General features: G+C 37.4%; 6 protein-coding genes and 1 pseudogene. 2 read left to right on the forward strand and 5 right to left on the reverse strand.

Annotated elements, in window-relative coordinates; all coding sequences use genetic code 11:
• The 3 genes from ACY651_RS07295 to ACY651_RS07305 all read right to left on the reverse strand — a co-directional run.
• Positions 1–422, reverse strand: a 422-nt coding sequence (locus ACY651_RS07295) for an NAD-dependent epimerase/dehydratase family protein (protein ID WP_462251192.1), incomplete at its 3' end; no start/stop codon positions are given.
• The gene (gene argG, locus ACY651_RS07300) at positions 419–1669 is read right to left on the reverse strand and encodes an argininosuccinate synthase (protein WP_462251194.1); all 1251 of its coding nucleotides are present in this window, start codon (positions 1667–1669) and stop codon (positions 419–421) included. The genes ACY651_RS07295 and argG, both read right to left, overlap by 4 nt.
• Before the next feature lie 17 nt (positions 1670–1686).
• Positions 1687–2391: an N-acetyltransferase family protein gene (locus tag ACY651_RS07305; protein ID WP_462251196.1), complete on the reverse strand. Its 705-nt coding sequence runs from the start codon at positions 2389–2391 to the stop codon at positions 1687–1689.
• Positions 2392–2743: 352 nt separating this feature from the next.
• On the opposite strand from ACY651_RS07305, the gene ACY651_RS07310 reads away from it, so the two are divergent.
• Entirely contained in the window at positions 2744–4105 is a 1362-nt protein-coding gene (locus tag ACY651_RS07310) for a Gfo/Idh/MocA family oxidoreductase (RefSeq protein ID WP_462251198.1), read from the forward strand.
• Between the two features lie 38 nt (positions 4106–4143).
• Here ACY651_RS07310 and ACY651_RS07315 read toward each other — a convergent pair whose 3' ends face one another.
• A complete protein-coding gene (locus ACY651_RS07315) occupies positions 4144–5670 on the reverse strand; it encodes a GH3 auxin-responsive promoter family protein (protein WP_462251200.1) in 1527 nt (508 codons plus the stop codon).
• Between the two features lie 124 nt (positions 5671–5794).
• Positions 5795–6238 carry a DUF4258 domain-containing protein gene (locus tag ACY651_RS07320; RefSeq protein WP_462251202.1) on the reverse strand — a complete coding sequence of 148 codons (444 nt, stop codon included), beginning with the start codon at positions 6236–6238 and terminating at the stop codon, positions 5795–5797.
• A gap of 113 nt (positions 6239–6351) precedes the next feature.
• Between ACY651_RS07320 and ACY651_RS07325 the strand changes: the two are divergent.
• Positions 6352–6716, forward strand: a pseudogene (locus ACY651_RS07325) (tRNA (N(6)-L-threonylcarbamoyladenosine(37)-C(2))-methylthiotransferase MtaB); the annotation flags it as partial.

Raw genomic sequence — 6716 nt, forward strand, 5'->3', positions numbered from 1 at the left:
TGAATGGCTGTTGCAAAACAACCGGGGTTGGCAATATTATTGGCAGTTTTAATTTTTTCTTTTTGCAATTCCGGTAAGCCGTAAACAAATTTTCGCTTGCCGATTTCTGATTTTGTATCTAACCTGAAATCGTTGGCTAAATCAATTATTTTAACAGCTGGAGGAATATTATGTGCTGTAATAAATTTTGCAGATTCGCCATGCGCTGCACAAAAGAAAATAACATCTACATCAAAATGATGAGCAGCAGAAAATTTCAAATCAGTTTCTCCAACCAAATCACCATGTACTTTACTAACCTCATTATCTGCATTGCTGCTGCTTTGTGCAAAAGCTATTTGTACATTGGGGTGATTAATCAACAAACGGATTAATTCACCACCGGTATAACCTGCTGCTCCTATAATGCCTGCTTTTATCATTTTTCTTTTTTATTACTATCACTTACGCTGTGATAGATTGAAACCTGATTACCAAATATTTTTGTAAAACCTCTCACATCTTCGCCGGTAAACCCTGTATTCATCTCACCGTATTTACCAAACTTTGCACTCATTAAATCGTTATCACTTTCTATTCCAATAATTTGAAAATGATAAGGATTGAGTTGTACAAAAACATCACCGGTAACTTTACGCTGGCTTTTTCCCAGGTATGCTTCTATATCTCTCATAACAGGGTCCAGTATCTGCCCTTCATGCATCCAGTTGCCATAAAATTGCGATAAGGTATCTTTCCATTGCAACTGCCATTTAGTAAGCACATGTTTTTCCAAAGCATGATGTGCTTTTAAAATTACCATTGGTGCAGCGGCCTCAAAACCTACACGACCTTTAATGCCAATGATGGTATCGCCAACATGAATATCTCTGCCTACACCATAAGGCCCGGCAATAGTTTGCAAATATTGAATGGCTTTTGACGGATGAGCAAATGAAACATCATTCACTTTTTTTAATTCGCCTTTGTCGAAATGCAATTTTACTTCTTCGCAGCCAGTTTTGGTTACCTGCGTAGGCCATGCACTTTCGGGCAACATACCTTTGCTGTTCAACGTTTCTTTACCACCAACACTGGTGCCCCATAAACCTTTATTAATGGAGTACATGTTTTTTTCAAAATTCATTTGTACTCCCTTACTTCTTAAATAAGTAATTTCTTCCTCCCTGCTCAATTGCAAATCACGTATGGGAGTAATTATTTCTATGCCGGGATTATCAATATTCAAAATCATATCAAAACGCACCTGGTCGTTGCCGGCACCGGTACTGCCATGCACTACAGCTTCTGCATTTAAATTTTTTGAATGCTCTGCAATGTGCATGGCCTGGCTTAAACGCTCTGCACTTACACTTAACGGGTAGGTATTATTTTTTAAGCAGTTACCAAATATTAAATACTTAATAATGCTGTCGTAATAACTTTCAACAGCATCAACAGTAGTATGCGTTTTAGCACCCAATGCATAAGCATGCGCTTCAATCTGCTCAATATCTTCTGCACTAAATCCGCCAGTGTTTACTGTTACGGTATGAATTTCGTAACCTAATTCGGCGGATAAATATTTTACACAATACGATGTATCTAAGCCGCCGCTAAAACCTAAAACAACTTTTTTTCCCTTATCTCCTGAAGTGGAACCATTACTATTATTTATATTCTCATTCATTTATCAAAGTTTAAAAATCAAAAATGTAAAAAATGTCTTAATACAGATTTAGCACCACTACCACCACCCGCTGTTTGTTTTTCAAAAAATGGTTTTAATAATTTCCATTGTTTAAAACGGATCAATCTTTCAAAAATATTTTTATTCTCTTCAAAAAATTGTTTTGTTTCGGCAGGTTCGTAATGATCTGTTGGATCGTACAGCATGGCAGTACACATACAATTTTTTCTTTCCTTACTCATTAAAATATCGTAGTTAACACAGCTTTTGCAGCCTGCCCAAAATTCTTCATCATCGGTCAACTCGCTGTAGGTAACCGGTTCGTAACCCAGCTCACTGTTAATTTTCATTACTGCAAGGCCGGTGGTTAATCCAAAAATTTTTGCATCAGGATATTTTTCCCTGCTTAAATCAAAAACCCTTTTTTTAATTAGTTTGGCAATACCGCTCTTGCGGTATTCGGGGGCAACAATTAAACCGCTGTTGGCAACATACTCGCCTTTCCAAACTTCTATATAACAAAAGCCCACCCAATCGCCATCTTTAGTAAGTGCAATAACAGCTTTGCCTTCGTTAATTTTTTGTTCAATGTATTCGGGAGAACGTTTTGCAATACCGGTTCCTCTTGCTTTTGCAGATGATGCCATTTCATCCGTAACAGTTGTTGCGTAATGTGCGTCGGCTGGTGTAGCCACCCTGATAATAATGTTACTATTTTCCAATTTGTTTAAATTGAAGTAAGATTAAAAATATTTTTTAGAAAACTTTCGGAGATTTTTTCACTGACAGGGGCAGGTTTTACTTGCTCGTCCTATCAGCAACCACGTCGGGGTCGGGGGAGCTGCTCCAATACAGTTTCAATAGCAAACATTACCCTAACGGGATAATTGTTTATTGAAATGATATGGGCTTTGTTGTACTTCACTTTGTGTTGAATATAAACTTGGTGCAAATGTATATCAATTTGTAAATAAACTACCCAAAATTTTATTAAAATTTCAAATGCTTTGAAATATCTTTAGCATCCAATCTGTTTTACTAAATTTTTCTTAACCAATAATTAATACTTGCACAATGGAAAATAATTTTAGCCGCCGCAAATTTATTACCACTACCGGAACAGTTTTAGCAGGCAGCATGCTGATGAATGATGCTGTTGCAGAAACTGCCGCTTTATTTACCGGACCAAAAAAACGCTACGCCATGGTGGGCACCGGCCACCGGGGTACAGGCATGTGGGGCAAAGATGTATTGAAAGATTATGCAGATTATGTGGAGTTTGTTGGCTTGTGCGATACCAATAAAGGCCGTGTAGAAACAGCAAAAAAAATGATGGGAGTTAACTGCCCCACATTTACCAATTTTGAAGAGATGATGAAAACAGTTAAGCCTGATGTTTTAATTGTAACCACAGTTGATGCCACACACAACGAATTTATTGTAAAAGGTATGCAAATGGGTGCCGATATTATTTCGGAAAAACCAATGACAACTGATGAAGCAAAATGCCAGGAAATTATTGATGCAGAAAAAATGACTGGTAAAAAAGTTACCGTTACATTTAATTACCGCTACTCACCGCACCGTGCAAAAATTTACGAATTATTACGAAGTGGTGCAATAGGAAAAATTACTTCTGTTGATTTTCATTGGTACCTGGATGTACGCCATGGTGCAGATTATTTTAGAAGATGGCACCGCTTACGTAAAAATGGTGGCAGCCTTTGGGTACATAAAGCATCGCATCATTTTGATTTATTAAACTGGTGGATAGAGAGTGACCCTACTGAAGTTTTTGCTTACGGCGCATTGGAGCACTATGGAAAAAACAATTCGTTCAGAGGTGTTAATTGCAGAACATGTGAGTACAAAGACAAATGCAAATTTTACTGGGATATGACGAAGGATAAAAGATTGATGGCCCTGTATGCCGACAACCAACAGTACGATGGTTACTTAAGAGACGGTTGTGTGTGGAAAGAAGACATTGATATTTTTGATAAGATGGGTGCGTCAATAAAATATGCCAATGGTGTGCAGGTAAGTTATTCGCTAACGGCATACTCCCCTTACGAAGGTTACCGCATTGCCTTTAACGGCACCGAAGGAAGATTAGAAGCATGGATACAGGAAAGTAACCCGCCTGCAGGTGACGAAAAGAAAAATTATGACGAATTGATGCTGACCAAAAATTTTGGAAAACCAGAATTGATTAAAGTGTTTACACCCGAAGGTGGCCATGGCGGCGGTGATAAATTATTGAAAGATAAAATTTTTATTCCCGGTACTGCGGATGCATTAAGACAATCGGCTGGTGTAAGAGATGGTGCGTTATCCTGCTTAGTTGGTATTGCTGCAAGAAACAGTTGTGATAGTGGTAAGCCGGTGAAGATTGGGGATTTAACGACGATACAACCGGGAGTGAAAAAGCTGTAATTAAAGCACCCATTTAATTAAGCAAAGAAGTCAAGTTTTTAAAACTTGACTTCTTTATTACTATACTTTTTAATCTCAATAAATTCTGCCAATTCATCCGCAATCTTTCTATCATTACTCAACCTCGGCATTTTATTTTGCCCGCCAAGTTTGCCAATACTTTTCATATAATCTATAAAACCATTTTTATGAATGGTAGATATTTTTAGTTGCTGTAAAATATTGCCGCCAACCAAATCATCGTAATACACATTTTTGGCCCGCAAATTATCATCTACCTTTTTTGCAAAACTGGATAAGTCTGCCGGTTGCTTTTCAAACTCTACAAACCATTCGTGAAAACTTTTTCCGGCATCGCTGGCAATCATGGGTGCTACCGTAAATTCTGTGACCTGCACATTTTCTTCTTCGGCAGCTTTTAATAATGCGGCTTCCACTTCTTCGCCAATTACATGTTCGCCAAAGGCGCTTATAAAATGTTTTGTACGGCCGGTAACAATAATGCGGTAAGGATTGGTGGAAACAAACTTTACTGTATCACCAATATTATAACCCCATAAACCAGCATTGTTATTTATTATTAAAGCGTAGTTCTCTCCCACCCGTACATCTTTTAAACTTATTCTTGTTGGTTTATCATTAAAAATTTCCGCCGCAGGTACAAACTCATAAAAGATGCCGCTGTTGGTATTTAATAATAAACCTTCTGCATTTTGAGTATCCTGAAAAGCAAAAAACCCTTCGCTTGCCGGAAACAATTCTATACAATCAATTTTTTTTCCAATGCTTTCGTACAGCTTAGCTTTATAAGGTTCAAAGTTTACGCCGCCCTGCACCATCACACTAAAATCAGGAAATAATTCACTTATTTTTTTACCGCTTTTTTCCTGCAGCCTGTCAAAATACATTTGCATCCACGGTGGTATGCCGCTGATGAGTGTCATGTTTTGATTGATAGTTTCCTCAACTATTTTGTCTAATTTTTCTTCCCACTCTTCAATACAATTGGTAGTGTAAGAAGGCAATTGATTGGCCCGTAAATATTTTGGCACATGATGATTAACGATGCCGCTTAATCTTCCTGTTGGTATGCCGCCTACTCTTTCTAAAGTTGGGGAGCCGCTTAAAAAAATTAATTTACCGTCAGCAAATTTGGTGTTGCCCGTTTCGGCCATATAACACAACAAAGCATTTCGTGCCGTGTTGATGTGATTGGGAATGGATTCTTTTGAGATAGGAATATATTTTACGCCGCTGGTGGTGCCACTTGTTTTGGCAAAATAAATCGGTTGGCCTTTCCACAATACATTGTGTTTACCTTCCTTAATTCTTTCGATGTAAACTTTGAATGCTTCGTAATCACGAATGGGCACCTGCTTAACAAAATCTTCGTAAGTTTTTATATCTGCAAAGCCATGTTCTTTTCCAAACTCTGTTTTGGCCGCAGTTTTTATTAATTGGTTAAAGGTAGATTGCTGGTCTTCCACAGCAGTTTCCATTCCTTTTTTTATTTGCTTATATATGTAACTGGCAAAAGGTTTTGCCAGGAAAGATTTTATTTTCATTTTTCTTATTTCACTAATTATTCGAATTACACGAATTATTTAATCCAGGGTCACACAAATTTCTTCGATAAAATTAAACCATTAATTTGTGTAATTCGTATATTAAATTCGTGATATTAAAAAATTATTTACAATCGCAATACCAATCTTTATCCAGATCAATAACTGTAACCACCACCAGGTTTTCATTTTTGGGAGCAAACACAATACGCACACGTTGTTTATCATGCGTAACCCCTTCTAAGGGATAGCTTTTGCCTTTGTCGCTTTTTTCTATTTTATTGTAGTTGATAGTGCCTTCATCTAAAATTTCCTGCACTTCGCTTTCATCAATATGGCGGCAATCCATACGGCAGCGGGCATGTTTACTGTAAATTAATTTTGGTGGATGGCGGTTTAGTTCTCCGTCATCAGTTGTATTTCTGGTGACAGCCGGAATGGTTTCTCTTTTGTTACGTTGCTCTGTATTTTGTTTTTTAGGAATACTGCCCCGCTGGTGACTTTTTATGTACCACAATAATATTGCAGCAGCGATTAAAATGATGTATGGGAAATATTTTTTTAGCATAGCGATAATAAAGTGCTAAAGTAAAGTAAAAGTTCAACGAATACATAGTGTGTTAAAAAGTACCTCTTTTCGGGGGAGATTTAAAGCAAGCTTTTGTTTTATCTTTGCACCCAATGAGTAAATCTGTTGCATTACACACTTTGGGCTGCAAGCTTAACTTCTCCGAAACATCTTCTATAGGAAGATTGCTGGAGGAGGATGGCTTTGTAAAAAAAGATTTTGATGAAGTGGCCGATGTATATGTAATAAATACCTGCAGCGTTACCGATAATGCAGATAAAGAATGCCGTCAATTAGTGCGACGCATTCAACGTAAATCACCCGAAAGTTTAGTGGTTATTACCGGCTGCTATGCGCAATTAAAGCCAAAAGAAATTTCTGAAATTCCAGGTGTGAATCTTGTTTTGGGAGCTGCTGAAAAGTTTAATCTCGCCACACATTTACGTGAATTGACTAAAAATGATTCAGGCAAAATAAG

Origin of the sequence: Ferruginibacter sp., from assembly GCF_031391665.1 — a bacterium.
Classification (GTDB): Bacteria; Bacteroidota; Bacteroidia; order Chitinophagales; family Chitinophagaceae; genus Ferruginibacter.

What these genes read in the sequence shown, in the direction of transcription:
- ACY651_RS07315 (WP_462251200.1), bottom strand. Translation starts at nt 5,670, where the DNA reads ATGAAAATAAAATCTTTCCTGGCAAAACCTTTTGCCAGTTACATATAT.
- ACY651_RS07310 (WP_462251198.1), top strand. Translation starts at nt 2,744, where the DNA reads ATGGAAAATAATTTTAGCCGCCGCAAATTTATTACCACTACCGGAACA.
- argG (WP_462251194.1), bottom strand. Translation starts at nt 1,669, where the DNA reads ATGAATGAGAATATAAATAATAGTAATGGTTCCACTTCAGGAGATAAG.
- ACY651_RS07320 (WP_462251202.1), bottom strand. Translation starts at nt 6,238, where the DNA reads ATGCTAAAAAAATATTTCCCATACATCATTTTAATCGCTGCTGCAATA.